Here is a 24,721-nt window from a genome sequence, read left to right as displayed (position 1 = left end):
GACATCCTGAGCGGTTCCTTTGCTGTATAAATGATTCATCTCATAAATCGGTTTTAGCGTACAGAACTTTTCTCGTGGGAGGGGAAGCATGGATATTTTAGTCATCGGAGGCGGAGGACGCGAGCATGCGATTGTGTGGGCGCTGTCCAAGAGTCCCAAAGCTGGGACGATATACTGCGCACCCGGAAATGCCGGTATTGCACAGCTCGCTGAATGTGTGCCAATCGCTGTCAGTGCATTCGAACAATTGAGAGCATTTGCTCAAGAAAAAGAGGTCGGGCTTGTCGTTGTTGGACCAGATGATCCTTTGGCGGACGGTATTGTTGATGTGTTCGAGGAGGCGGGTATTCCCGTGTTCGGACCACGTAAAAATGCCGCAGAAATTGAGGGAAGCAAGGCGTTTATGAAGGATCTTCTTCATAAATATAATATTCCAACCGCAGATTACGCGAAATTCGATGATTTCGAGAAGGCATTGGAGTATTTGCGCAGCAAGCAAGCTCCCATTGTTATAAAAGCTGACGGATTAGCCGCAGGCAAAGGGGTTACGGTGGCCCGTACGATGGAAGAGGCGGAGCAAGCGCTTCGTGACATCATGGAGTCCAAGGTATTTGGAGATGCGGGCAGCCGTGTTGTCATTGAGGAATTCCTGGAGGGACAGGAAATGTCCATCTTAGCGTTTGTTGATGGAGAAACCGTGAAGCCCATGTCAGCCGCCCAGGATCATAAACCGGCTTTTGATGGCGACTTAGGGCCGAATACAGGCGGAATGGGCACATATTCTCCTCTTCCACATATCCCGGACTCCGTCATTGAGGAAGCGATTGAAACGATCATAAAGCCGACGGCTAAAGCCATGGTATCCGAGGGACGCCCGTTCCGAGGTGTTCTGTTCGCGGGGTTAATGATTACACCGGACGGTAAGCCGAAGACGATTGAGTTTAATGCCCGTTTCGGCGATCCTGAGACACAAGTGGTATTGCCGCGACTGAAGACAGATTTGCTGGAAGTATTTCTGGCAGCGGTAAACGGAAGTCTTGCGGAGTTGGAGCTGGAGTGGAGTGAAGAATCGACAGTTTGTGTCATTTTGGCATCAGGAGGATATCCTGCTTCTTATGCGAAAGGGCTAGTCATATCCGGCTTGGATGCCGAGGATAACGGCTCGATCGTGTTTCATGCCGGAACGGCTCTTGATGGGGAAGGACAATGGATTACGAACGGTGGACGTGTACTCGGAGTGGTTGGTATGGGTTCAGATATCGCTTCAGCCCGAGCCAAAGCCTATGAGCGCGCGGAGCATATTATTTTTGAAGGCAAGCACAACCGGACAGATATTGCTATCAAAGCTTTGGTTTAATTCAACTGCCAGGTTGATGTACGCTTGCATCGAACAGGCATGATAGCATTTTTGAGGTGTGAGACAAAAGGCCTGCTTTGACTGCAGGTCTTTTGATTTCCATTCTGTGCAAACGTTTGTTTAGAAGCGTATCATAGTTGTCCTTGATTTATGGACAATTGGGCGTTATTCCAAAGTTTTTTAACGAAAACATGATATGTTACGAAAAACAGCGAAAATGGGAGAGATAATTAGATTAATGCACAAGAACTACCATAAATACAATGTGCAAACGTTTTTACAACGGAAGTTGATTATTGTATGATGATTTCAGTGGATGAAGCGCTTTCCAAGCATGGATGTACCGGAAAATCCGCTGGCTCTACATAGAAATAGCGAGCTTGAAAATTTTCTGAAATCGTTTGCGCAGAATTCCAACATTTTCTGTACTTTTACTGAGAGGGGTTATATTGGAATGAAAATGAAAAAAATACTTACGCTCGCTGCCGCTTTCACGATGGCAGTGTCCATTACAGCATGCGGAGGCAAAACAGCTACTCCTGAGCCAGCACCAGAAAGTCCTTCTACGGAAGCAAAAACACCAGCACCAGAGGCAGATGCTCCTGAATTGAAGCCTGAGGACGGCGCAAAACTGGTAGTTTGGGAAAGTAAAGATGAAAGAGCTTATACAGATGCTGTTATTAAAGCATTTACAGAAAAATATGGCGTGGAAGTAACATTGGAAGAAGTGAACCCTACGGACCAAGCAGGTAAACTGCTTCAAGACGGACCTTCCGGTATGGCTGCTGACGTTGTTATATTCCCTCACGATAACTTGGGTAAAGTTGCAGCTGCTAATCTGGTTCTGCCTAACGATTCATTCGAAGCAGAAACCAGAGATCAGAATACGGAAGCTGCCATTCAAGGTGTAACCTTCGACGATGTGCTGTATGGATATCCTCGTGCGGCAGAAACTTACCTGATGTACTACAACAAGGACTTGATCAAAGAAGCTCCGAAGTCCTTTGAAGAAGTAATCGAATTCAGTAAAACGTTTACAGATAAATCGAAAAACAAATACGGAATTATGTGGGAAACCGGTAACCTGTACTTTAACTATCCGTTCCTTTCATCCACCGGCGGTTACATCTACGGTAACGGCGGTACAGACATTAACGATATCGGACTTAACAGCGAAGGCGCTATTAAGAGTATGGAAGTATACTCAAGTTTGAAAGAAGTTCTCCCTGTAAAATCCGGTGACATTACTCCGGACATCAAGCGCGGTCTGTTCACTTCCGGCGACCTGGCTATCGACATCAACGGTCCTTGGGAACTGGGCGGTTACAAAGAAGCTCTTGGCGACAAGTTGGGCGTAGCTCCAATCCCAGCCATTGGCGGACAGCCAGCCGTTTCCTTCTCTGGTATTAAAGCTTGGTATGTTAACGCATATAGCCAATATCCAAATGCAGCCCGTCTGTTTGCAAATTTTGCAACATCAGAAGAAGCTCAATTGCAGCTTAGTGAACTCGTAGGTTCTGTACCAACAAACAAAAAGGCACAAGATTCTGACCAAATCAAGAATGATCCATATGTATCTGCATTCACTGAGCAGTTCAAGAGCTCTCAGCCAATGCCTTCCATCCCTGAGATGGGTAACGTATGGGCCCCTGTAGGCGCTGCTCTTGCTGAGATCTGGGATAACAACAAAGATGTCAAAGCTACATTAGACAAAGCAGTAACACAACTTCAGGAACTGAACAGCGGTACAGCTGGGAAGTAAATCTTACAATCGAGCATACACAGACTATTATAAAATGATGTTCACCCGCCGATATCTGGCGGGTGATTCCTCGATTATACGGAGAGGAGAATGGATGGAGCATGCGTCAACATCGTACGACAGCAGCCGTGTTATCGGCCATATGCATGGGATTCGGACAGCTTTATAATCGCCAATGGATCAAAGGCGCCATTTTGACCGCTTTAGGAATATCAAGTTTGTACTTCTTTATTAATAATTTGGGTGACGCCTTGTGGGGGATTATAACACTTGGCGAGAACGGCAACCACTTCGAGAAAGTAAACGGTTTAACTAAGCTTGTAGAGGGTGACCATTCCATCAATCTGCTGATTGAAGGACTCATTACTTTGATTTTGCTTGCTCTATATCTTATTGCTTACTACGCAAATATCAAAAATGCGTATAATACCGGAAAACAAAGGGACAACGGTGTAAAACCTAACACGTTTAGAGAGACCCTTAACTATATTTTTGAAATTAAGTTTGCACAATCCTTCTTGACACTTCCCGCTTTCGGGATTCTATTTTTTACGATTATGCCGATCATATTCATGGTCATGCTGGCGTTTACGAACTATTCAGCTCCGAATAACCTTCCTCCTGCCAAGCTTGTTGACTGGGTTGGGTTTGAAACATTTACAAATCTGGTAGCTCTGAAATCATGGAGTCACACCTTCTTTGGTGTTTTGACTTGGACGATTATCTGGGCGATTCTGGCTACGGTTACTACTTATTTCGGTGGTGTTCTAGTAGCGTTGTTGATTCAGCAAAAAGGAATTCGTTTCAAGGGCGTATGGCGCGTCATTCTCATTATTCCTTATGCGATTCCGCAGCTGATCTCTTTGCTCGTTATGCGTAACATGTTCAACGGACAATTTGGACCGATCAACCAGTATATGAGATATTTTGGTTTGGAGGGCCTGCCATGGCTTACCGATCCGTTCTGGGCAAAGGTAACGGTTATTGTCGTTAACATGTGGGTAGGTATTCCAGTATCGATGCTGCTTGTTATGAGTGTTCTTACTACGATTCCTAAGGATCTTTACGAAGCTGCCGATGTGGACGGTGCGAGCGGATTCCAGAAGTTTAAAATTATCACGCTCCCGATGATTTTGTTCTCTACGGCACCTGTGCTCATTACTCAGTTTGCAGGTAATATCAACAACTTTAACGCCATCTTCCTGTTGACAAACGGAAACCCGGTTGTCGGGGACTATCAGTATGCGGGGGCAACAGACCTGCTTGTAACCTGGCTGTATAAATTGACGCTTGATCAGCAGCGGTACAGTATGGCATCGGCCATCGGTATCATCATCTTCTTGATTATTGCTTCCTTCTCCATCTTCAACTACCGCCGCACAAGATCATTTAAAGAGGAGGATATGATCCAATGATCGGACAGAAGCTCAAGAAAACCATTCGTCTGACGGCGAGTTATATTATGTTGGTCATCATCGCTATTTGCTGTATCTATCCGGCACTATGGGTTGTTCTTGCATCCTTCCGTCCTGGTAAATCACTGTACAGCAAATCTCTTATTCCAGAGAGCTTTACAATTGCGCATTATCAGGAATTGTTTACTTCGAAAACCTTTATGTTCAGTACCTGGTATTTGAACACCTTGAAAATTGCCGTTCTGACTACGGTTATCGGTACACTCCTTGTTTTACTGACAAGTTACGCGGTATCGCGTTTCCGGTTTAAAGGCCGGAAAAATGCTTTATCTACCATTCTCGTACTGGGGATGTTCCCTGGCTTTATGAGTATGATCGCGCTGTATATTTTGCTGAACTCATTGGATCTTCTGAACACACACATGGCGCTGATCATCGTGTATGCTGCAGGGGCTCCGCTCGGTGGTACGCTCATTATGAAAGGCTTCCTTGATACGATTCCACGAAGTCTGGACGAAGCGGCAAAAATCGACGGTGCGACGAATTTTGCAATTTTCCGTAAAATTATTCTTCCATTGTCCAAACCGATGATTACGTATATGGGTCTGACCCTGTTCGTCGGTCCTTGGGTGGATTTCATCTTTGCCCGCCTAGTGCTTCGGACGAAGGAGAACTGGACACTGGCTGTCGGCCTATGGGACCTTGTTAACTCCCAGCAGGACAGTAACTTTACACTGTTCGCAGCTGCAGCTGTTCTGATTGCACTGCCAATCACAATCTTGTTTGTATTCCTGCAGCGTCTCCTCGTTGACGGCATGACAGCTGGGGCAAGCAAGGGGTAATTCTAGATTCAAGCCAATTACAACAGACAAAGATTTTAAGACATCGAGAGGCACAGCAGTGAAAGATTGCTGTGCCTCTTTTGTATCTTAAACGCATATTTGAGGGGCAATGGATATGAAAGTAGTAGGGCGATTTCCACCGAAAAGAAATCCGCTACTCCTGATCAGCTGGTCAACCAGACGTTTGTCTTGTACGATGATGAACAGATTCGGGATATTGTTATAGACTTCATATCCGTGTACGGAACCTGGATATTTTGTTTATAACTAATAATACACAGGCTATTACGGTGATTTAGATCTGCCGGGACAGGATCCGGTATATTACGGATGGGTTAGTCCCAAAGGAAAGAACACATCCCATATTTCCAAAAGATTTATGAATAAGCTTAAATACGAATTGTGATATCGCCTATAGAATATAAAGAAAGAGCAGTCCGGAATTCCGGAACTGCTCTTATCATGTTACGGCTGCCATTCGGGAAATGTCGTGACTTATCAATCTATTAATAACGGCTGCTATTGCAAATTTGTGCAGTTCTAAATCAAACCTTTGTTCAAGAAATTACGTCTAATTATAAAATATTACCAAAAGGTGGTTGCGAGATGTGGAAAAATTTCGGGTTGTTGATGTTGTGTTTGGCTTTAATTGTAGGTTGCAGTACCAAGAGTGATAACAATGAACGACAACAGCAAAATGATACATTTTTGAACATTCAAGAAGTTCTTGATCAAGAAAATGTATCACCTCATTATATAGAAACCGGTAATTTTTCTGGGGATGAATTAAAAATTATCAACACATTAAACGAGTCAATGAAATATAGTCTCTTGGATGATATCCCAGGAATTATAACTTTGTATTCTGAAGACTATCCCGGTAAAAATGATGATTATTCTGATGTACATGTTCTAAGTATTATAGTATCACTCGATTCACCAAAGTTTAATTTTACTTCTGATAATAGCGTGGAGGTTTTTGTTGATCGATCAGACATTGTCTTAGCAGATCCAGAAAAGAGTATCAGTACAGTCGCAAAAATCTATTATATGGTGAAGGAAAATGGAGAATGGAAAATATCTTCAATTCAAAACTAGATGTTTAAACAGGAACAACGGCGAGACATAGACATACATTAATAACATCAGCTTTGTAAGAAAAAGAGGGAGCTAAACTCCCTCTCTTCTTGTTATTCAGCACAAGTATTTACTTCTAAATCTAACGGTTCATCTTAAGTCCAAGTCGTAGCATCAACGGTAACCATACTGTGAACTGATCGCATTGGTTGATCTGGTTTAGGGCACCAGAAGCCATTATTACCACCAGATTTATAACGGATTTGAGAAGATCCGCCACCATCGAGCATGATTGCAAATGTGCAACCGAGATCTTTCATAAATTCACGGACGTTCCAAGCGTTTTGACTATCAAAGACAGCCAAAACGATTTTTCTTTTCGAATTCACATAACGGTAACCAATAGCTGTTCTTGCTGTGACACTTTGAGGTGAAAACCGGTATGCATTTTCTGAGTTAGCAGTTGGCTCCTTAGTGGTTGCACCAGTACCGTTAATATCTGTATAGTAATCTGCTGAGGTACTGTAAGATTTTGTTGGATGCAAGCTGTATCCCCCAATAGCCCATTTCACATTACTTGTGGATGATTTAGGGTAGTCCAGGTAATTCGCAACCGGCATTGTATCAAAGAAAACAACACCAGCAGATGGATCGAAATAGTACATCGTTCCCCTCTTAGAAGGATAAACTTTTCCGTTATAGGATACGCCCGTTGTTGCATCGCCATTATTAGCAACCTTGGCAGCTAATCCATTCGACATCCGATTGACTGCGACACCGACCAATGTAGTTGAGGAGAAGAACGTACCATTTATACCATATTTATTGGAGTTTTCAACGCTTTTACCAGAGATACTTTCAACTTTAATGGCATCCAAATCGGCCTCAATATACCGTACTGCTTTACCGCCATGTGTTGTACTTACATATTTCGCTTCTGACATTTTTCAGCACCTCACTAGAGTTTTTAGATTGACACTGATAACAGGGAAGTGAAGAAATTTAGGGAACCTCTACCCGAATTCTCTAATTTTCTTTGTCATCAGTGTCTTACTCTATACAGTGAAAAATGTCTTGAAATTAACAACTGCGACAAGCCAGTTCATCCATAAAAGCTTCGTGGGCAGATTTCCAACCTAGACATTTGCGAGGACGATGGTTGATGAGGTAGATGGCGCGGGATTCTCTCCGATATGATCAAATCAACATGGCAATCAAGCAATAGAGAGTGACACAGAAACGATAAAATAGGGTCAGCTAAGAGGGCGTCGATAACTTTAAGAGACCACAACATTGTGGTCTCTTTTGATGTGCGCCCGGCATGGGCGATAACTTGGCGGTGAAAGTCCGCTACAGACTTGGCAGTAGGAACTGTTAGCCAAAGGCAAGGGTGTCCGCTGCGAGGCGGAATCTGAAGGAAGCCGGAGGCAAACCCTCGGTCTGACGAACAGAAATCACATAGAAGGCATGATGGGACGGGCGAGCTTGCTATACAAAGCAAAGTCCAATACTGCCCGAATCCCATGATGTAAATGTGGCAGATAGATGAGGGGAAGGTTATCGCTCTTACCAGGGGAGATCTCACAGACGTAGAGTAGGAAAAAAAATCCGAAAGCGGAGTAAAGCTTGCTGTGAGAGGTCAGCAGAAGCCATAGTACCGTTTTTTTTTACGGGAAGGGCTGAACAATCGTAAGTCTCGAGTACATGCTGAAAGGAGAATCGATGCGATGAAAGCAGAATACCGAAAGGGCTGCCGGCAAAGGGATAGCGTGGAACGCGAAGAGTATGCAGGAGCGCGGAGCATCGAAGCTCGGGAAGGGAGAGAAAGAGACGGTGCAATCGATCTGATGGAACGCATCCTGAACAGAGAGAATCTGAACCGGGCGTACAAGCAGGTCAAACGCAATCATGGAGCGCCGGGAATCGATGGAATGACCATCGAAGCGGCACTGCCGTGGCTGCAGGAAAACAGAGAGGAGCTTCTGCAAAGCATCCGGGAGGGAAGCTACAAGCCAAGCCCGGTGCGGCGCAAGGAAATCCCCAAACCAGATGGAAGCGGAGTGAGAAAGCTCGGCATTCCTACGGTCGTGGATCGCATCATCCAGCAAGCCATCGCTCAGCAGTTGCAACCGCGGTTTGAGCCACTTTTCTCGGATGGAAGCTACGGCTACCGCCCAGGGCGGAGCGCGCAGCAGGCGATCCGAAAAGTGAAAGCTTATGCGGAGCAGGGATGGGGCCACGCGGTAGAAATTGACCTCTCGAAGTACTTCGACACGCTGAACCATGAGCTGTTGATGAACCTCCTGCGGAAACAAATTGATGACAAGCGCGTAATCAACCTGATTAAAAAGTACCTGAAAAGCGGAGTCATGGAAAACGGGGTACGCCGCGAAACAGAAGAAGGCTCTCCTCAGGGTGGTCCTTTGTCGCCGTTATTGGCCAACATCTATCTGAACGAATTCGATCAGGAGATGAAAAGCCGGGGCGTGAAGGTCATTCGCTATGCAGATGACATTGTGGTGCTGGCGAGAAGCAGACGGGCAGCGACTCGGCTACTGGAATCCTGCCGGACGTATCTGGAGAACAAGCTAAGGCTCAAGATGAATACGCAGAAAAGCAAGGTAGTTAGCGTAGTGGCGCAGAAGCGTTTCAAATTCCTCGGCTTTGCTTTGGGGAAGAACGGAAACGGCGTGTATATTCGTGTACATCAACAATCCCTTGCAAAGGCAAAGAGGAAGCTGAAAGAGCTAACGAGGCGGAGTCAAGGCAGGAGTGCCCGGCAGGTGATGGAAAACGTAAAGGTCTACATTCGCGGATGGATCGGTTATTTCTATGTAGCCGACATGAAGCGAATCCTGCAAAGCTGGAATGAATGGCTGCGAAGGCGGATGCGTATGTATATCTGGAAGCAATGGAAGAGGCCGAGAACGAAGATACAGAACTTGCGGAAGCTGGGAGTGCCGGAGGGACAGGCCTACCCATGGGGAAACACCCGGCTGGGTTACTGGCGCATTGCCGGAAGCGCGATATTGCAACGCTCTGTTACAAATGAAAAGCTCGCACAGGCAGGGTATTATGACTTCCTGCTCAGTACGAGCGTCTACGTCAATGCACTTAAACGATTGAACCGCCGTATACCGAACGGTACGTACGGTGGTGTGAGAGGTCGGCTACTCAACTAATGGGTAGCCTCCTACTCGATTGCAAAATAATTATCTACTGCCTTGGGAATTACCAATCATGTCATATTAATTCGACGTAAAATTGTTGTTAATCCATTTATTTAAACGAAGCGTAACCTTCGTCAGCCATGACCACACTGCCGTTGATGGCACTGGCTTCAGGAAGAGTCAGCAGGTATACGGAGTCGGCAATCTGTTCCGGGTTCGTTAGTTTGTTACCCATAACTTTAGATTTCATCGATTCTACCATACCATTATCTTTATAACCTTGAATGATAGGAGTATCCACCGCGCCAGGAGCTACTGCAACAACACGGATGCCGTATGGAGCCATTTCAAGTGCAGCAGATTTAGTCATCATGATGACGGCACCTTTGGAAGCGTGATAAGCAAACGTACCGGGAGACGCAAGGAAGCCGAATACCGAAGCTGTATTGATGATTACACCTTTGATAGACAACTCGCGCATTTTTTTACCAGCTGCAATAATACCGTGAGCCACACCATGTTGGTTGACATTAATGACAGTGTGGTAGTCAGCGAGATTCTGATCCAGTACGGGAGTAATACGTCCGATACCGGCATTGTTGAACATGATATCGATTCTGCCAAAGGTTTCTACAGCTTTCTCGACCAGTGCTTCCACGTCTTCATACTTGGACACATCCGTTTTGACAAAGATAGCTTCTCCACCCGCAGCTTGAATTTGTGCAACCGTTTCGTTTCCTGCAGCTTCATTGAAATCCGCTACAACGACCTGATCGCCCTTGCTTGCAAATTTCAATGCGGTTTCTTTTCCGATTCCACTGGCAGCACCGGTAATGACAGCAACTCTTTTATTAGACATTCGATATTCCTCCTTAATATATAATTCATGTGACTAGAAATAATAATGAATAGGTTTTCTTAATCTATTATTATGGTAACATTGAGTAGTATTAATTAAAAATTAAATATAATTAGGTTTAGTTAAGTTAAATTGAATTAAATTGAGGTGGGGACTTGAATCTTGAGCAAATGGAGTATATCGTACAAGTGGCCAAAACCGGTTCATTGACAAGCGCCGCTCAGCAATCCCATGTCACATTATCGGCGATCAGCCAATCGATTTCAGCGATGGAAGCGGAATTAGGAATCACCTTGTTTACGAGGTCCCGGGGATCAGTCGCTACACCTACCGCGGAAGGGCAGGTTATTATCCAAAAAGCAAATGATGTGCTGATGAAGCTCCATGAGTTGAGGGAAGAGGCACAATCGTTCAGCAATGCATTAAGCGGTAGGCTTAAAATCGCAACCATTCCGGGTCCCATGCATCTTCTGGTGGACGTCATCGCAAAATTCAAGAGGGAAAATCCGAATGTGAAGATTGAAGTTTATGAAAAAGGACCGAAGGAGATTTTGCATGATATTGAGCACAATCACATCGACGCCGGATTAATCGTCCTAACTGAAAATGTGATGCGGAAGTACAAAGCATTATCTTTTGAACGGCTATTGGAGGGGAAAATCGTCGTTGGCGTAAACAGCAGATCCCCATTATCGCTTAAGAAATCCGTTACTCCGGATCAGCTGGTCAACCAGACGTTTGTCTTGTACGATGATGAACAGATTCGGGATATTGTTACAGATTTCATATCCGTGTACGGAAACCTGGATATTCTGTTCATCACTAATAATACGCAGGCTATTGATAATGCAGTTAATGAGGGTCTGGCAATAACCCTCGGACTCGACTATTCATTCCATGGCTACGATGATAATAGAGTCAATAATATCGTTACGGTTGATTTAGATCTGCCGAGACAGGAGCCGGTATATTACGGATGGGTTAGTCCCAAAGGAAAGAACACATCCCATATTTCCAAAAGATTTATGAATAAGCTTAAATACGAATTGTAGAATCGCGTATAGAATAAAAAGAAGAGCAGTCCGGAATTCCGGAACTGCTCTACGTCTAATTATAAAGTATTACCAAAAGGTGGTTGCGAGATGAGGAAAATTTTTGGGTTGTTGATATTGTGTGTGGCTTTAATTGTAGGCTGCAGTGCCAAGAGCGATAACAATGAACGACAACAGCCAAATGATACATCTTTGAACATTCAAGAAGTTCTTGATCAAGAAAATGTATCACCTCATTATATAGAAACTGGTAATTTTTCTGGGGATGAATTAAAAATTATCAACACATTAAACGCCTCAATGAAATATAGTCTCTTGGATGATATCCCAGGAATTATAACCTTGTACTCTAAAGACTACCCCGGTAAAAATGATGATTATTCTGATGTACATGTTCTAAGTATTACAGTATCACTCGATTCACCAAAGTTTAATTTTATTTCTGATAATAGCGCGGAGGTTTTTGTTGATCAATCAGACATTGTCTTAGCAGATCCAGAAAAGAGTGTCAGTACAGTCGCAAAAATCTATTTTATGGTGAAGGAAAATGGAGAATGGAAAATATCTTCAATTCAGAACTAGATGTTTAAACACAAATATTTACTTCTAAATCTAACGGTTCATCTTAAGTCCAAGTCGTAGCATTAACGGTAACCATACTGTGAACTTGTCGCCCCCTGCTACTCGATTACGGCTGCCAGTTTACGTTGACGGTTGCGGTACCGCTGGTTGGGGCAGTGAAAGAATGGTTGGCACCGCCTTCCCATGTAACCGTAGAGCCGTTCTTTTTCAGAAACTTGAATTCAATTGTTTTACCTGCAGGAACACTGACGTCATAGTACCAAGTCGGATAACTGTAGATAACTTGATTGTATATTGGGCCTATTGCCTTGGCCGGTTCCCAATTGCCCATTTCACTTACATTGCCTGTGAGGTAAACATTTTGACCAGGAACAGTGGTTGCGTTGTTCACGACAAATCGGACACTGACCTGATCGCCGGTTAGAATTTCGAAGTTATCATACACATTGCTTGCAGTTCCGGCTGAATTCGCGATTTTGATGTTATATAGTCCTGGCGTCACCGCTGGGATTTTCACTTGAATCTGGCTGTCTTCCCATGTAGTGATGCTGCTTCCTGTTACAGCTGTTGTGCCGAAATAGACCGTTCCTTTGGTTGATCCGAAGCCCCTTCCGTCAATGGTGACCGTTGTGCCTGTCTTAGCCATCATCGGACCGACATGACCGATAATCGGTGTAGACTGATCCGTTGTGTACTGCCATACAGCCGCTGCGCCTGCGGCGAGCGTAAAGTTGTTAACGGCACCGCCGCTAAGGGCGGTAATTGTGCTACCGTTTAGTGTGCCGCCGAGCACATCAGCGTATGTTCCTGCAGGAAGGAACGTGGCAAGGCTGGTGATGGAAGCAGAGGACGTTAGGTTGCGGTTGACCGCTACAACAGCGACGCTGCTGCCGAATTTACGCTCAAATATAAGAACATCGTTATTGATCCAGCGCTCTTGCGTGGAGCCGTAGGCAATGGCTGGATTTGATTTGCGTAAAGGAGCGAGTTTTTTAATGACATTGTATGCGGTTGTGCTTGTTGAGAATGAAGGAATCCGTGCCCGGTTGTTCGGGTCTGTTCCACCAGACATGTACTGTTCCGTTCCATAGTAAATGGCAGGAACACCCCGAGAGGTAAGCGTAAAGGCGAGTGCTTGCTCAAGCTTGCGCTTATTCGCGCTGGAGTCGTGGAAACGCTCCATGTCGTGGTTATCGATGAAGGTAACCTGATCATCCACTTGGGCATAGTCATTGGCCGAGCCTTCCAACATGGATTTTAAGCCATACATAGTGTCCGTGTTGTCCCGGAACACCTGACGAACCTTTTGGGCAAAGCGAAAATCGAGCAGACTCATGCCGGTTTCGTTCGCGAATTTATGATTTTCTGCGCTGACCTCATTTACACCTAAGAACCATTCACCGAAAGTAAACACGGGTTTGTAGTTATTGATGGAGGACATGAAGTTTTTTTGCCAGCCGAAAGGCATGTGCTTCACAGCGTCAACCCGGATACCGTCAATGCCAAGATCAAGCCACATTTTGATTGCATCTTTCATATATGTATCAATCGTGCTGTTGTTATGATTCAGATCGGCAAGATCATAGAGGTTCTTGTAGATGCCGTTTTCGGTGGTGGAAAAGTCGGTACCTCCATTATGGTGAAACAAATTTTGGGTATCGTTCGTATAGCCGCCGAGTAGAGTGCCGTTGTTGTAGAGTCTGCCGTTCTCTGCGAATGAAGGTTGGTCGGAGGAAGCAGGTGATGTATGATTCGGTGCGAAGTCTATGATGACTTTGATGTTCTTAGCATGGGCGGCAGCAATGAGATTATTAAAATCTGCTATTGTGCCATAGGCCGGATTCGTTTTCTTGAAATCCCTTGCCCAATAACCATGATAGGCGGTGTTGTTGACACCGGAATAGTTGATCACGCTATAAATATTCTCCACCGGCTGTGAGATCCAGATCGCGGTGATGCCCATACCGGTGAGATAACCGTCGTTAATCTTGTTGATGATACCTTGCCAATCGCCGCCGCAGTACAGTCTCAGATTGGTGCATGTTCCATCAAAGGCTGACCCCGTTGGGTTGTTGGCAGTATTGCCATCCGAGAAGCGGTCCGTAAAGATTTGATAAATAACGTCCGTGCTGAAATTCTGTTTGTTGGATACAGCAGTATCAGGTGCCGCTTGAGTGGTTGTAAACATACTGAATGAAAGGGATAAAGCGAGGGTTAATACGGCTGTTATCTTGGTGAACTTGTTCATTGGTTAATACCTCCTTTGATAAAATGTAGTTTCGCAGTGGATATGTTGAAAAATTTGCATCCGGTGAAAAAACAGCTTGACTGCATCACCTCCATAAAAAGTTACAAAAAACCCCGGTATCTCAAAATGAGAAACCGGGGTTGTTCTTAACCGTTAAGGTTAGAGAAGGCATAGCCCTTAAATTCTATGAATTGCTGATTTCAAGAACATTTTATATGGAAGCGTATTCAATTGTCAATGCAGCTGTTAAAATATGACGAGAAGACTTAAAATAACAGGCGAATACGAAATTAAATGAAGGAGGTTCACGATGTCACTTGATTATATTGAAGATGGTGCGGAAACACTCGGGCTTGAATCGGATAGTGTAAAGGCAGCTTGCAGAGCCATTGATCGAGAAATTGAAGCCGGTATTACACCGGGGGCGGTGCTTGCAGTTGTGCACCGCGGTCGGGAATGGATGTATACAACCGGTTACGCCAATCCAGAACAACGAATGCATGTGGACAAGGACACGCTGTATGATTGTGCGTCGTTAACCAAAGTTGTAGTTACACTGCCGCTTGTTCTGAGTCTTATTGACGAAGGGATTTTAGCGCTTGGAACCGCGATATCATCGTGGCTTCCTGAATTTGGAGCTGCGGGTAAGGAAGATGTAACGGTCGGACAGTTGTTGACCCATACGTCCGGCTTACAGGCGGATATGGACCTACATTCACACGGCTGGAGCATGGAACGGATGTGGGAGACTATAAACCAAGTGGCGCTCCAGAGAGAGCCGCAGACTGCAGTTGTATACAGTGATTTGGGTTATTTGATACTAGGACGCCTTATTGAGGAAGTGCTCGGAATGCCGATTGATGAAGCTGCTAGAATCCGGATTTTTGAGCCACTGGGAATGAAAAATACCGCGTTTTCTCCGATTCTTGATTCCAAGAGTCGATGTGCGGCAACAGAGTATGACGACGAGTTTGGGGGACATTTATGTGGAGTCGTGCATGATGAGAAAGCACGGGCGTTAGGAGGGGCGTGCGGGCACGCCGGACTGTTCGCAAGTGCGGGTGATCTAACACGCTATGCGCGGATGTGGCAGGAAGGAGGTCTGGTCCCGGATGATTCCTCTACTCCTTCGGGAAGTGCACAATGCCGGCGTATCTTGTCCCGGGCTGCAGTGGGAATGTCCATACAAAGTCATACCACCGGAATTCCAGACGCAAACAGGGGTCTCGGTTGGGTTCTTAAGGGAGACCGGATGGATGCATCCGGCGATTGGATGAGTGCAAGAAGCTATGGACACACGGGGTTTACCGGCACGAGTCTGTGGATTGATCCCGATCATGATCTCGCTGTCGTTCTGCTGACGAATCGGGTCTATGGAGGGCGTAGCGGAAGTGTTGCATCCCTTCGGGCTCGTGTGCACAACGCGTTAACGGCTGCGGTAAGAACCTGATTCTAGATTAGATGTAATACTCGATATGGAACAATGTCTAAATGAACTGAGAAATTTTTGTGATAACACCCAAAACATAAGCTGACACAAGATTTATCTTTTGATATAATAAGGGAGTTACGGGGGAACACGTACGGTATTTATAGATAAGATATATAAAGAAGAGAGAAGACCTTCCATGGGTTTGGAGGGTCTTTTCCTATTAATAAAGATAAATAGCAAGATGGTTGATACGGGTTGCGTTTTTCTTCAAAAATGGTAATATAGAATGAAGAATCTTAATGTTAAGATAATATCAAGAGCTGTTAGGATAATAATACTAAGGGTAGTTATGTTCAGGATACAAGTTCTGAAAGGAGATATTTAGTATGGAGCATCGTCATATTTACCGGCAGGGAACGTCGGCTGAGGCCCAAACTCTGCTGCTGCTTCATGGTACTGGCGGGAATGAGCAGGATCTTCTACCGCTCGGGGAGATCATCTCCCCGACTTCAAATCTGCTTGGCGTCCGGGGAAATGTACTGGAAAACGGCATGCCACGCTTTTTCAGGAGATTGTCTGAAGGGGTATTTGATGTAGAGGATCTGATCCAGCGTACGAAGGATTTAAAGGCTTTTATCGATGATGCGGCAGTACAATACGGCTTCGACCGGAGCCGTGTAGTTGCTGTAGGATATTCCAACGGCGCGAATATCGCAGCCAGCCTACTATTTCATTACGGGGGTACGCTGCAGGGTGCTGTACTGCATCACCCGATGGTGCCGCTGAGAGATAAAGAGCTGCCGGATCTGGCAGGTGTACCGGTGTTTATTGCAGCGGGACAGCGCGATATGATGTGCCCTCCACAGGAAACAGAGGATCTTGCTTCGCTATTGACCGGAGCCGGTGCTGACACTAATGTTCATTGGGAGCATGGCGGACACCAGCTGAGCCGTACTGAGGTGGTGGCCGCGGCGGCCTGGTTCAAGGAGAAGTTTGCATAAACTTCGGCTGAAATAGAGCGTCCATAGAGAAGAGGGAAGAACATGCCTTCTTCTCTTTTTCTATGCAGCTTACGAAACCGTTTTCAATTGGGCGGGAATCTAATATAACATATCTTTGTGCGGTATATTGCATAAGTGTAATATTTTGCATACAATGAAATTGTAATTAAAAGGGTTCGTTTGAGATCCATACCCATGGGAGGGAATTTTAATGCCAAGTCATTCGTTAAGCGCTTTCTTACAGCAGAATCTTACAGAACTCAAGGGGCAGGGACTCTATAATACGATCCAGCCTCTTGAAAGTCCGAATGGTCCATTGATCACCATTCAGGGCCGTGAATTTGTGAATCTATCCTCCAATAACTATCTGGGCCTTGCGAATGACGAGCGATTGAAGGAAGCGGCCATCCGGGCAACAAACGATTTTGGTACGGGAAGCGGTGCTGTCCGCTCTATTAACGGAACGCTAACGCTTCATGTTGAGCTTGAGGAGAAGCTTGCACAATTCAAAGGAACGGAAGCGGTACTTACGTTTCAATCCGGCTTTAATTGTAACATGGCGGCGATCTCAGCTGTGATGGGGGCTGGTGATGCGATACTATCCGATGAATTAAACCACGCGTCTATCATCGATGGCTGCCGTTTAACTAAAGCGAAGGTTATTCGTTATAACCACTCGGATATGGAAGATTTGCGGACCAAAGCGAAAGAAGCGAGAGAGTCCGGGCAATATGGCAAAATCATGGTTATTACCGATGGTGTGTTCTCGATGGATGGCGACATTGCGAAACTTCCGGAAATTGTAGAGATTGCAGAAGCCTATGATCTTATCACATATGTAGATGATGCCCACGGCTCTGGTGTTCTTGGGGACGGAGCAGGTACCGTGAAGCATTTTGGATTGTCGGACAGAGTGGATATTCAGATCGGAACTTTGTCCAAGGCTGTCGGTGTGGTCGGAGGGTATGTTGCCGGATCACGTGATCTGGTTGATTGGCTCAAGGTCCGCAGCCGACCGTTCCTGTTCTCAACGGCACTGCCTCCAGGCACTGTTGCCGCTTGTATTACCGCTGTTGACATTCTTCAGAACAGTAAGGAGCTTCAAACCAAGCTCTGGGAGAACACTAGATACCTGCAGGAAGGGCTCAAAAATCTTGGTTATTCTATCGGGTCTACGGAAACTCCGATAACACCTTGCATCATCGGGGACGAAGTGACAACACAAAAGTTCAGCATCAGATTGTACGAAGAAGGCGTATATGCCAAAGCGATTGTGTTCCCGACAGTACCGAAAGGGACAGGAAGAGTTCGTAACATGCCTACCGCTATGCATACTAGGGAGATGCTCAATCGCGCACTCTCCGCATATGAAACCATCGGACGCGAACTGGGTCTGGTTCGTTAAGGGGGCACGAAACAATGAAACGGATTATGGTAACAGGTGCGCTCGGTCAGATCGGTTGTGATTTGGTGGCGAAATTGCGGCAAATCTACGGCGAAGAAGCCGTACTCGCGACAGATATCCGCCAGATCCATCATGAAACGGTACAGTCAGGACCTTTTAGAACATTAGATGTAACGGATAACGCTGTATTTTATGAGGCGGCAAGGGAGCACAAGGCGGATACCATTATTCACCTTGCAGCACTTTTGTCCGCCAAAGCGGAGTCAGATCCAGCGCTTGCTTGGCGCCTGAACATGGGCGGTTTGTTAAGCGGTCTGGAGACGGCGCGAGCGTTGTCCTGCCAGTTCTTTACACCGAGCTCCATAGCAGCATTTGGATCGGACACCCCCAAAAATGCCACACCGCAGGACACGCTGCAACGTCCTCTAACAATGTATGGCGTCAGCAAGGTTGCCGGTGAGCTGCTATGTGATTACTATTACCATAAATATGGAGTGGACACCCGTGGCTTACGTTTTCCGGGGTTGATCTCTCACTCAGCGCCTCCGGGAGGAGGAACAACCGATTACGCGGTTGATATGTATGGATCTGCTATAAGCAGTGGGAGCTATACTTCTTATATTAATAAAGGGACATACCTTGATATGATGTACATGCCGGACGCTATCCAAGCTGTTATTACACTCATGGAGGCAGACTCTTCCAAGCTGAAGCATCGTAATGCCTTTAATGTAACGGCGATGAGTGTTGATCCTGAAGCAATTGCCGCCAACATCCGCCGCCATATTCCGGAATTTACGCTTGATTATGATGTGGATCCGGTCCGCCAAGCCATCGCTAACGAATGGCCGGATTCCATTGATGCAACGGCAGCACGCGAAGAATGGGGATTTGATGTACAATATGATTTGAACCATATGACCGATGATATGGTGTCAAAGCTTATGGTGAAGCTGCAGGCTGATCAGAGCAAGATCAGTTAACCGCTTAGGATCAGAAGGAGGATATTGTTCGATTGGAACCCATTCATAAAAAGGTAGGGAGAAATTTACAAGCGATTCGTAAATCACGGGGCTTAAGCCTTGATAATGTAGCCGAGTTGACCGGTGTAAGCAAAGCGATGCTAGGACAAATCGAACGCGGAGATTCAAACCCGACGATTTCCGTATTGTGGCGAATCGTTAGCGGACTGGGCATTTCATTCACCACACTCATTGAGGAGTCGGAAACTGAAGTGACCGTGGTGTCGCCTGATGAGGTGGAGCCTTTTCATGAGGCAGAGGGCGCTTACCGGGTTTATCCGCTGTTTTCTTATAATCTGCGTACCAAATTTGAGTCTTATATGGTGGTGATGGATCCGGGGTGTGACCATGGGTCTGAGGCACATAATGATGGCGTCGAGGAATATATTTTTGTACATGAGGGGGAACTTGAACTCTGGCGTGAAGTCGAAAGTTATACGATTCCTGCCGGAAATTCCGTTCATTTCTCTGCTAACCGGCCGCATCGATATCGTAATCCGGGCAAGAAGACCACGAAATTTTACACCATTATCTTCTATGCGGATGCTGCAGCTCGTCGTTAAATGACCTTCTGTATTAGCATCCTTGAAAAATACGAATTACTTTAAGAAACGCGGCCATTTATGGTTGCGTTTTTTTGTTTTGTGGATTTACTTAGAAACATCCAGTAGAAATGGAACATATTTCTTAGTTAAAAGAAGGGAAAATAAATAACTAAGAGAATAAAATTGTTATGAAACTGCTTACAGGAGGATTAAGGATGTAAGGGGAAAAGAAGTAAAGTCAGGTCAGGTATTGCGTATTTATCTCTAAAGGAGTTGATCAAATGTCCATTTTTCCGATTATGCTTGGTCTTGCTGTAATTGCTGTTGGCTTGTTTGCTAACAAAAATCCAGAATCATGGTTGTTTAGAAGAATCGATGATGTTTTTGAACAAAGCGATGTCCAATTATCTTATACTCGGTATGGCGGAGTAGTATGTTCAATAATGGGTGTAATAATTATCATGTTTGGAGTTATTCCAGTGAATTAATCGTAGAACTCCAATCCAAGGTTAGCTTTTCAGGTGTAGTTAATGATCCAGACGTTTCAGACTGCAGGCTCAATAACTTTATATTTATATAACCCGCTCAAAGGAGCGGGTTATTAGTTTATTCAGGTCGGTTCATCCTTGGCCTTTGGATTGGAAGTTCATGCGAATATACTAAGCCTCTTTTCACAACTAGCGAAATGACCCAAGAAAATTTCATGAAAAGTGATACAATAGGGTAAATAAAACTAGTTCAAGGGTAGACGGAAGGCGATCCGCCACCCGGGCGGCGAAGTGGAGTGGGATTATGAAAGAGACGCAAACTCAGAAAAAAACAGTTGGTATGGAGGATATTGTACGCGCTCACCACGTGCTGCGTGAGGTGATCATACGGACACCGCTGCAGCGGGATGAGGTACTGTCTGCCAAATACGGCTGTAATGTGTACTTGAAACGTGAAGATTTACAGGTGGTTCGGTCCTTTAAGATCCGGGGCGCCTACAATATGATCCGCAGCTTGACCGAAGCTGAGCTGGCAGCAGGCATTGTATGTGCGAGTGCTGGTAACCATGCGCAGGGTGTGGCTTTTTCATGCAAGGTGCTTAACATACGCGGAAAAATCTATATGCCAAGCACCACGCCGAATCAGAAAGTGAAACAGGTCAAACGTTTTGGTGGGAGCAGCGTGGAGGTCATTCTGACCGGAGATACATTTGACGATGCGTATGCTGAAGCAATTAAGATATGCGAAGAACAGGGAATGACCTTCATTCATCCATTCGATGAACCCCGTATTGTAGCGGGTAGCGGAACGATCGGGATGGAAGTGATGGAAGAGTTGGACGCACCGGCGGATTATATGTTTGTCACCATTGGTGGTGGCGGTCTTGCAGCCGGAGTATCAACTTATGTAAAAACCGTCAGTCCGATGACCCAGATGATTGGTGTTGAACCGTTGGGAGCGGCCTCCATGATTGAAGCCAAGGAACGCGGTGAGGTGGTTACGCTTAACGAGATCGATAAGTTCGTTGATGGTGCCGCTGTCAAAAGGGTTGGCCAGCTCCCCTATGAAATTTGTAAAGAACTTCTGGACGATATCGTCATGGTTCCTGAAGGCAAAGCGTGCACAACCATCTTGGAGTTGTACAATGAGAATGCCATCGTGGTTGAGCCGGCTGGGGCCTTGTCCGTAGCAGCCCTGGATCTGTATGGTGACAAGATCCGCGGCAAGAATGTAGTCTGCGTTATTAGCGGTGGTAACAATGACATTGACCGTATGCAGGAGATCAAGGAACGCTCTCTGATCTATGAAGGCTTGAAGCATTATTTCTTGATCAACTTCCCACAACGTGCGGGAGCACTGCGCGAGTTTTTGGAGGAAGTACTTGGGCCGAATGACGATATCGCACGGTTTGAGTATACGAAGAAGCACAATAAGGAGGATGGTCCCGCACTAGTCGGGATTGAGCTGCTGTATCCAGAGGATTACGGTCCGTTGGTCGAGCGGATGAACCGGAAAGGCCTCGATTACACCGAACTCAACAAAAACATGAACCTGTTTAACCTGCTGATCTGATCCGCGAGGAGCAGGACATAAACTCTAACAACCGGCATACTGCCGTTATACGATTCTACATGTAAAAAGAGCCTGCATTCCGTTTGAAGGAATGCAGGCTCTTTTTGTAGAGATAAGAAAGTGTAAACTTCAGTGTAAACCACATCCTTATCTCGCAAGAAAAACTACCATACAATGCGGTCTGTCTTCTTTGAAGTACGTCGATAGACGTTTTTCTTACTACGACTATCTTTATCATGATCCCAGTAAAGACGATTTATTTTCTGGAGAACAACACTTTGGTTCCGATCAAACCGACGATGAAAATTACGAGGCTAGCCCAAGGCGGGATAACGAGAACGGGAAGAGAGCGGCCAAGCCAAACCCCTGCAACCAGTATGACAACAACGACCGCGATATAAATTCCCATGTTGCGAATGTTGATTTTGCGTTTGCTGTCTTCTGGCTGGAAGGCATCTTTGTTCATCAGGTTCATGACCAGCTTGATCAAAATATAGGAGCCTGCAGCAACAAGCAGAAGGGTGGATATACGCACTTGAGACATTTTCTCCACATGACCACCCGTCATCATCGTAAAGAAACCGACCAGAGCCTGAGCGAAAAAGAACCAGGTTAGTGCCACCCAAGGAATCATCAAACTAAGCTGGATCTGGCTCAGACCCTTCAGCTTAGGCAAATTCTCTACAAGCTCTGCGCAATATGCCTCAGGATCGTTGCCGAAGACTTCTTTCGCACTTTTGCCCTTGCTCTGGGCATCGAGCAGATGCTGGGCCATCTCGAGCAGAAGCTCTTCACCCCGGGCTTCATTTACAGCACTGGTGCGGATATAGACGACCATGTCTTCATAATACTTCAAGTTGGATGGTGTCATCTGCTCCTGCAGCCGGTTATTTTCACGGACCATCTGTTTAATCTTCATTACTTTGTTCCTCCGTTGTCTAAAATGTGATCGACACTATGTTTCAGCGTACCCCAATGCTGTTTAAATTGAGACAAGTTGTTCTGTCCCTTCTCCGTCAGGTTGTAATATTTCCGGGGAGGTCCGCCGGAGCCGGCGTCTGAACGGAGTGTGCCCTCAATCAATTGCTCTTTCTGCATCCGAAGAAGGAGAGGATAAATGCTGCCCTCGCTAACGAACGTTAAGCCGCTCTGTTCAAGCAAGGTGCTGAGCTCGTATCCATATACTTCGCGATTTTCCATTAGTGACAGGATGCATCCTTCCAATATCCCTTTTAGCATCTGACTTTGCGTTGTCATGGCTAGCTCCTTTGATCTGAGTATGTTGTAATACAATATAGTTTACAATTATCTATCTTGTATTACAAGTTAATGTGTGAGAAAAGTGAACCTTTGACAAAAAGAGAATAATTCTCCGTCAGCTTCTCAACAATATAAGCAATCTTGAATGAACATTCAGGAACAACCACACACGAAAGGGTGAACATTCGTATGACACAAAAGTACAATGCACGCAGCATAGCGGCAGAAAGACAGGCTTCAGAAGGGGAAAGAATGGATGGCGTCGATACGGACAACGGTATTGTAACTCCGGACGATCACCCTTTTGCAGCAGGTAGCATGGACTTGGATACTCCGGAGGGGATTATCGGGGCTGAAACGGAAGAAGGAACGGCAAGCGCTTTGAACCTCTGGATTAATGAGCGGGATGACGCAGAGTGGATGAATAACTGGAGCGGTCGGGTGGAGACACATTCCATGTTCCGCCGTAGCTACGAATAAAGATGAAGAGGGACAGCTGAATGTTATAAATATCGCTTGTTGATGTGGTTCAAAAATGTCCTGTGCCGTCCCGTTGACAACTCATATAGGTAATGCTAAGATAATTTTAATTAATTCACATTAAACTTATCGGAATTATCGTTATATATGAAATTCTTTCGGGGAGGAATGGACATGGAGCGGCAGATCATCATCCGCCACAATCAGGAGGAACTGACGGCAAGCATACATTATCCGTCTAAAGACGGGCAACAGAAAGGGCGCTGCAATCGCGTTCCACTCGTTGTCATCTGCCACGGCTTCGTCGGAAGCAGGATCGGCGTAGATCGCCTGTTCGTGAAGACGGCGCGGGAGCTTGCGGAGGACGGGTATATGGTACTCCGCTTCGACTATATCGGCTGCGGAGAAAGCTCTGGCTGCTACGGAGCTGAAGGGCTGGAGTCCATGATTGCTCAGACCCGTTCCGTACTAGATTACGGACTTAGCTGCACCGATGTTGACCCAACCCGGGTTACGCTGATCGGTCATAGTCTTGGAGGAGCCGTAGCGCTTCAGACAGCTGTCCGCGACCGCCGGGTCAAGAATCTTGTCCTATGGTCGGCTGTAGGTTATCCGTTTAACGATATTGTGACTATTACGGGCCGTGACGTGTATGACGCATCCGTGAAATCCGGAAAAGCAGATTACCTCGGCTATGAATTCACACCGACGTTTTTCGAATCGCTTGCAGCGGGGCAGCCGTTTCAGGAGGCGATCAGGTTCACTGGAGATGTGCTGGTCATCCACGGAACGTCTGACGAGATTATCCCGGTCGATTATGCGTTCTTGTATCAAAAAGTGTTCTGGATGCGTCCCGAGGGACGTTGTGATAAAGAGATCATTTTCCAGGGAGATCATACGTATTCCGCGGGGGTGCAGCGATCACAGCTGTTGAAACGGACCCGGGAATGGTTGAACGAGCTGGAGAGCGTTCAGCAGGATTGGCAGCATTGGATGATATGATCCACTCTAGCCTGTCATATGCAGTCAACGACAAAGACCTCCGCTTCACCTGTTCGGGTGAAGCGGAGGTCTTTTCGATACTTATTAGGATTGAAACAGCCCTATATTTTTATTTCAGTATGGTTTCTCTATATGTGGAACAATGAATT

22 protein-coding genes are annotated in these 24,721 nt (G+C 45.8%); 17 read left to right on the top strand and 5 right to left on the bottom strand.

The features are described 5' to 3' along the window. The first annotated feature begins 88 nt into the window (after positions 1-88). The 5 genes from purD (at position 89) to AC2TF5_RS23750 (ending at position 6,474) form a co-directional block, all read left to right on the top strand. Positions 89-1,357, top strand: coding sequence for a phosphoribosylamine--glycine ligase (gene purD, locus AC2TF5_RS23770; RefSeq protein ID WP_491299579.1), 1,269 nt, complete (start codon positions 89-91; stop codon positions 1,355-1,357). 454 nt (positions 1,358-1,811) lie between these two features. After that, entirely contained in the window at positions 1,812-3,119 is a 1,308-nt protein-coding gene (locus tag AC2TF5_RS23765) for a sugar ABC transporter substrate-binding protein (protein ID WP_491299578.1), read from the top strand. A gap of 101 nt (positions 3,120-3,220) precedes the next feature. Beyond that, complete coding sequence (locus AC2TF5_RS23760; RefSeq protein WP_491299577.1) at positions 3,221-4,534, top strand: carbohydrate ABC transporter permease; 1,314 nt, start codon at positions 3,221-3,223, stop codon at positions 4,532-4,534. Further along, positions 4,531-5,376, top strand: coding sequence for a sugar ABC transporter permease (locus AC2TF5_RS23755; RefSeq protein WP_491299576.1), 846 nt, complete (start codon positions 4,531-4,533; stop codon positions 5,374-5,376). Before AC2TF5_RS23760 ends, AC2TF5_RS23755 begins: the two co-directional genes overlap by 4 nt. A 606-nt stretch (positions 5,377-5,982) precedes the next feature. Next, entirely contained in the window at positions 5,983-6,474 is a 492-nt protein-coding gene (locus tag AC2TF5_RS23750; protein WP_491299575.1) for a hypothetical protein, read from the top strand. 134 nt (positions 6,475-6,608) lie between these two features. On the opposite strand, the gene AC2TF5_RS23745 is transcribed toward AC2TF5_RS23750, so the two are convergent. After that, the gene (locus tag AC2TF5_RS23745; protein ID WP_491299574.1) at positions 6,609-7,397 is read right to left on the bottom strand and encodes a phosphodiester glycosidase family protein; all 789 of its coding nucleotides are present in this window, start codon (positions 7,395-7,397) and stop codon (positions 6,609-6,611) included. Between the two features lie 825 nt (positions 7,398-8,222). Between AC2TF5_RS23745 and ltrA the strand changes: the two genes are divergently transcribed. Next, on the top strand, positions 8,223-9,635 hold the full coding sequence (gene ltrA / locus AC2TF5_RS23740) for a group II intron reverse transcriptase/maturase (protein WP_491299573.1): 1,413 nt from the start codon (positions 8,223-8,225) through the stop codon (positions 9,633-9,635). Positions 9,636-9,732: 97 nt separating this feature from the next. Here the strand turns inward: ltrA and AC2TF5_RS23735 are convergent, their stop codons facing one another. Further along, a complete protein-coding gene (locus tag AC2TF5_RS23735) occupies positions 9,733-10,482 on the bottom strand; it encodes an SDR family NAD(P)-dependent oxidoreductase (protein WP_491299572.1) in 750 nt (249 codons plus the stop codon). Positions 10,483-10,637: 155 nt separating this feature from the next. Between AC2TF5_RS23735 and AC2TF5_RS23730 the strand changes: the two genes are divergently transcribed. Both AC2TF5_RS23730 and AC2TF5_RS23725 read left to right on the top strand, forming a co-directional pair. After that, positions 10,638-11,534, top strand: coding sequence for a LysR family transcriptional regulator (locus AC2TF5_RS23730; RefSeq protein WP_491299571.1), 897 nt, complete (start codon positions 10,638-10,640; stop codon positions 11,532-11,534). Positions 11,535-11,624: 90 nt separating this feature from the next. Then, a complete protein-coding gene (locus tag AC2TF5_RS23725) occupies positions 11,625-12,116 on the top strand; it encodes a hypothetical protein (protein ID WP_491299570.1) in 492 nt (163 codons plus the stop codon). Between the two features lie 106 nt (positions 12,117-12,222). Here AC2TF5_RS23725 and AC2TF5_RS23720 read toward each other — a convergent pair whose 3' ends face one another. Beyond that, the gene (locus AC2TF5_RS23720) at positions 12,223-14,364 is read right to left on the bottom strand and encodes an alpha-amylase family glycosyl hydrolase (RefSeq protein WP_491299569.1); all 2,142 of its coding nucleotides are present in this window, start codon (positions 14,362-14,364) and stop codon (positions 12,223-12,225) included. Positions 14,365-14,674: 310 nt separating this feature from the next. Between AC2TF5_RS23720 and AC2TF5_RS23715 the strand changes: the two genes are divergently transcribed. From AC2TF5_RS23715 to ilvA, 7 genes are all read left to right on the top strand, one after another. After that, on the top strand, positions 14,675-15,814 hold the full coding sequence (locus tag AC2TF5_RS23715) for a serine hydrolase domain-containing protein (protein ID WP_491299568.1): 1,140 nt from the start codon (positions 14,675-14,677) through the stop codon (positions 15,812-15,814). Between the two features lie 368 nt (positions 15,815-16,182). Beyond that, complete coding sequence (locus AC2TF5_RS23710) at positions 16,183-16,797, top strand: alpha/beta hydrolase (protein WP_491299567.1); 615 nt, start codon at positions 16,183-16,185, stop codon at positions 16,795-16,797. A 211-nt stretch (positions 16,798-17,008) separates the two neighbouring features. Next, on the top strand, positions 17,009-18,202 hold the full coding sequence (locus tag AC2TF5_RS23705) for a glycine C-acetyltransferase (RefSeq protein WP_491299566.1): 1,194 nt from the start codon (positions 17,009-17,011) through the stop codon (positions 18,200-18,202). 14 nt (positions 18,203-18,216) lie between these two features. After that, on the top strand, positions 18,217-19,185 hold the full coding sequence (locus AC2TF5_RS23700) for an NAD-dependent epimerase/dehydratase family protein (protein ID WP_491299565.1): 969 nt from the start codon (positions 18,217-18,219) through the stop codon (positions 19,183-19,185). 32 nt (positions 19,186-19,217) lie between these two features. Then, positions 19,218-19,787, top strand: a complete 570-nt coding sequence (locus AC2TF5_RS23695; protein ID WP_491299564.1) for a helix-turn-helix domain-containing protein — start codon at positions 19,218-19,220, stop codon at positions 19,785-19,787. Positions 19,788-20,050: 263 nt separating this feature from the next. Next, a complete protein-coding gene (locus AC2TF5_RS23690) occupies positions 20,051-20,257 on the top strand; it encodes a DUF6199 family natural product biosynthesis protein (RefSeq protein ID WP_491299563.1) in 207 nt (68 codons plus the stop codon). 304 nt (positions 20,258-20,561) lie between these two features. Beyond that, on the top strand, positions 20,562-21,830 hold the full coding sequence (gene ilvA / locus AC2TF5_RS23685) for a threonine ammonia-lyase IlvA (protein WP_491299562.1): 1,269 nt from the start codon (positions 20,562-20,564) through the stop codon (positions 21,828-21,830). 256 nt (positions 21,831-22,086) lie between these two features. Here ilvA and AC2TF5_RS23680 read toward each other — a convergent pair whose 3' ends face one another. Beyond that, the gene (locus AC2TF5_RS23680) at positions 22,087-22,749 is read right to left on the bottom strand and encodes a DUF1129 family protein (RefSeq protein WP_491299561.1); all 663 of its coding nucleotides are present in this window, start codon (positions 22,747-22,749) and stop codon (positions 22,087-22,089) included. Beyond that, positions 22,749-23,087: a PadR family transcriptional regulator gene (locus AC2TF5_RS23675; protein ID WP_491299560.1), complete on the bottom strand. Its 339-nt coding sequence runs from the start codon at positions 23,085-23,087 to the stop codon at positions 22,749-22,751. Before AC2TF5_RS23675 ends, AC2TF5_RS23680 begins: the two co-directional genes overlap by 1 nt. A 192-nt stretch (positions 23,088-23,279) precedes the next feature. On the opposite strand from AC2TF5_RS23675, the gene AC2TF5_RS23670 reads away from it, so the two are divergent. After that, on the top strand, positions 23,280-23,570 hold the full coding sequence (locus AC2TF5_RS23670; protein ID WP_491299559.1) for a hypothetical protein: 291 nt from the start codon (positions 23,280-23,282) through the stop codon (positions 23,568-23,570). Positions 23,571-23,744: 174 nt separating this feature from the next. Beyond that, a complete protein-coding gene (locus tag AC2TF5_RS23665) occupies positions 23,745-24,572 on the top strand; it encodes an alpha/beta hydrolase family protein (RefSeq protein ID WP_491299558.1) in 828 nt (275 codons plus the stop codon). The last annotated feature ends 149 nt before the right edge of the window (positions 24,573-24,721 follow it).

This window comes from Paenibacillus sp. JNUCC 34, assembly GCF_058269055.1.
The sequence above is the reverse complement of the archived record's forward strand: the minus strand, read 5'-3'. Positions and strand labels throughout refer to the sequence as shown.